Genomic DNA, 3392 nt, shown 5'->3' with positions numbered 1-3392 from the left:
TCGGGCTACCGGGGCTCGCCGGTGGGCATGCTCGACGCCGCGCTGATCAAGCAGCAGAAGTTGCTGCTCGAGAAGCACATCCATTTCGTGGATGGCATCAACGAAGACCTGGCGGCCACGGCGGTGTGGGGCACCCAGATGCTGCACACCGTGGGCAAGCAGAAGTTCGACGGGGTGACCGGCCTGTGGTACGGCAAGGCCCCCGGGGTGGACCGCTCCGGCGACGCCCTCAAGCACGCCAACTACACCGGCATCGGCAAGAACGGCGGCGTGCTGGCCATCGCCGGGGACGACCCCAGCTGCAAGAGCTCGTCGCTCTGCAGCCAGTCCGAGCCCATGCTCTTTCACCTGGGCATTCCGTCCCTCTACCCGGGCAACGTGCAGGAGATCCTCGACCTGGGCCTGCACGGCTACAGCATGTCGCGTATGGCCGGCGTGTGGATGGGCATGAAGATCGTCACTAATGTGGCCGACGGCTCGGGCAGCGCGCTGGTGTCCCCCGAGCGGCTCGACTTCATCACCCCCGACCTGGAGTTCGACGGCCAGCTATTCACCCCGCGCATGAACCTGGGCATGAACGTGCGCGCCGACGCCCTGGAGATGGAGCAGTCCCTGTACACCCGGCGTCTGGAAGTGGCCAAGCGCTACGCCCGCGCCAACAAGCTCAACAACGTGGTGTTCGAGAACCGTGACGCCTGGCTGGGCATCATGACCGCCGGCAAGACCTACAACGACCTCAAGCAGGCCTTCCTCGAGATGGGGCTGGATGACGAGGCCCTGCGCCGCTACGGCATCCGCATCCTCAAGATGGGCATGCTCTTCCCCATGGAGCCCAGCATCGTGCGCGAGTTTGCCGAAGGGCTCGAAGAGATCTTCGTCATCGAGGAGAAGCGCCCCTTCCTGGAGATGTTCGCCAAGCAGGTGCTCTACGGCCGCGCCAACGCGCCGCGCATCGTCGGCAAGTTCGACGAGGAAGAGAAGGAGCTGCTGCCCCACTATGGCGAGTTCGAGTCCGACATCATCTGCCGCGCGCTGACCAAGCGCCTGTCGCGCAAGACCCGCGTCGAATCCGCCGAAAACTGGATCCGCCGACTGGACGAGATTGCCGCGCGCAGCAAACTGCCCACCACCGTGCGCACCGCCTGGTACTGCTCCGGCTGCCCCCACAACAGCTCCACCGTGGCCCCCGACGGCAGCGTCGTCTCCGCCGGTATCGGCTGCCACACCATGGCCATGTGGATGGACCGCAACGTGGTGATGGGTACCCACATGGGGGCCGAAGGCGCCCAGTGGATCGGCATGGCCCCCTTCACCGACACCGGCCACATCTTCCAGAACATGGGCGACGGCACCTACGCCCACTCGGGCAGCCTGGCCATCCGCTACGCCGCCTCGACGAACGTCAATATCACCTTCAAGCTGCTGGTCAACGCCCACACCTCCATGACCGGCGGCCAGGCCATCCAGGGTGCCCACCCGGTGGCCAACATGGTCTCGGATCTGCTCGCCAACGGCGTGCGGCGCATCATCGTCACCACCGACGACACCAGCAAGTACTCGGGCGTGCGCCTGGACGGCCACACCGAGGTCTGGCACCGGGACCGCCTTGACGAAGCCCAGAAGGAACTCGCCGCCACCCCCGGCACCACCGTGCTGATCCACGACCAGGAATGCGCTGCCGAGCTGCGCCGTGCCAGGAGCCGTGGCAAGGCCGAAGAGCCGGCGGAGGTCACCGTCATCAACGAACGGGTGTGCGAGGGCTGCGGCGACTGTGGCGAGAAATCCAACTGCATGAGCGTCGAACCCGTAGACACCGAGTTCGGCCGCAAGACGCGCATCCACCAGTCCTCCTGCAACAAGGACTTCTCCTGCGTGAAGGGCTTCTGCCCGTCCTTCCTGACCATCACCCCCAACGCCGCGCCGGCTGGGGATGGCAAGAAGCGCAGGAAGGGCCGCATCCCGGCGCTGGAGCGCGAGCTGCCGGCCCCGGTCAACAAGATCGACGACACCATCGGCGTGGGCATCCACGTGATGGGCATCGGCGGCACCGGCTCGGTCACCGTCGTGGCCACCCTGGCCAACGCCGCACGGCTGGAGGGCAAGCACGTCATCGGCCTCGACCAGACCGGCCTGGCCCAGAAAGGCGGCAACGTGATCTCCGACATCAAGATCTCCCACGCGCCCTTCCATGGCAGCAACAAGATCTCCGACGGCCGGGCCGACCTCTACCTGGGCTTTGACATCCTCAACGCCACCGACCCGAAGAACCTGGACAAGTGCCACCCGTCCCGCACCATCGCCGTGGTGTCCACCACCCGCACCCCCACCGGCAAGATGATCGCCGACCGGCACGTGATGTTCCCGGCCACCCAGGGCCTCACCGCCGGCATCGACCGGGTCAGCCGCAAGGACGACAACGTCTTCCTGGACGGTCAGGCCCTGGCCGAGGGGCTCTTCGGCGACGCCATGGCCACCAACAACTTCATGGTCGGGGTGGCCTTCCAGGCCGGCACCATCCCCCTCAAGGCGGAGTCCATCGAAGCCGCCATCAGGAATTCCGGCGTCGGTGTCGAGCAGAGCCTTGCCGCCTTCCGCTGGGGCCGCATGGCGGTGGTGGACCTGGCCTTCGTCGAGGCCGAGGTGGCGCGCAGCAGGGGGGCCGGGGTCATCAGCCTGAAGCAGGCACCGCAGCTCAGTGCAGCGGCCCGGGCCATCGTGGATTCCATTGGCGCCCAAGGCGAAGTGAAGCGTCTGGCCGAAGTGCGGGTGCCCGAGCTGATCGCCTTCCAGGACGAAGCCTATGCCCGGCGCTACGCCGGCGTGCTCAAGCGCGTGGTGGCCGCCGAGCAGGGCGTGCTGCCCGGCGCCACGGCCCTGTCGGAAGCCGCCGCCCGTTACCTGTACAAGCTGATGGCCTACAAGGACGAGTACGAAGTGGCCCGCCTGCACACCGACCCGGCCTTCCTGGCCGAGCTGGACGCCCAGTTCCCCCACGGCTACAGCGTCAAGTACAACCTGGCGCCGCCGCTGCTGGCCGACACCGACCCGCAGACCGGTGAGCTGCAGAAGAAGCAATATGGCCCGTGGATGTTCAAGGCCTTCCAGCGCCTGGCCGGCTGGAAGAAGCTGCGCGGCGGCGCCCTGGATTTCTTCGGCAAGACCGAAGAACGGAGCACGGAGCGCAAGCTCATCGACGACTACATCCGGGAGCTGGATGGCATCATCGCAAAGCTGAGCGTCGCCAACCACGCTGCTGCGGTGGCCCTGGCCTGCTGGCCTGACGAGATCCGCGGCTACGGGCATGTGAAGGAGAAGAACCTGGCGAAAGCCCGGCAGCTCCAGGCGGAGCGCCTCGCCGCCTTCAACGCGCCGGTGGTGCTGATGAAGCGGGC

1 protein-coding gene is annotated in these 3392 nt (G+C 66.9%); it reads left to right on the top strand.

Annotated elements, in window-relative coordinates:
- Positions 1–3392, top strand: a 3392-nt coding sequence (locus J0L98_RS21420) for an indolepyruvate ferredoxin oxidoreductase family protein (protein WP_296414259.1), incomplete at both ends; no start/stop codon positions are given.

It is taken from the genome of Zoogloea sp. (genome assembly GCF_017302315.1).
Taxonomy (GTDB): domain Bacteria; phylum Pseudomonadota; class Gammaproteobacteria; order Burkholderiales; family Rhodocyclaceae; genus Zoogloea.
The sequence above is the reverse complement of the archived record's forward strand: the minus strand, read 5'-3'. Positions and strand labels throughout refer to the sequence as shown.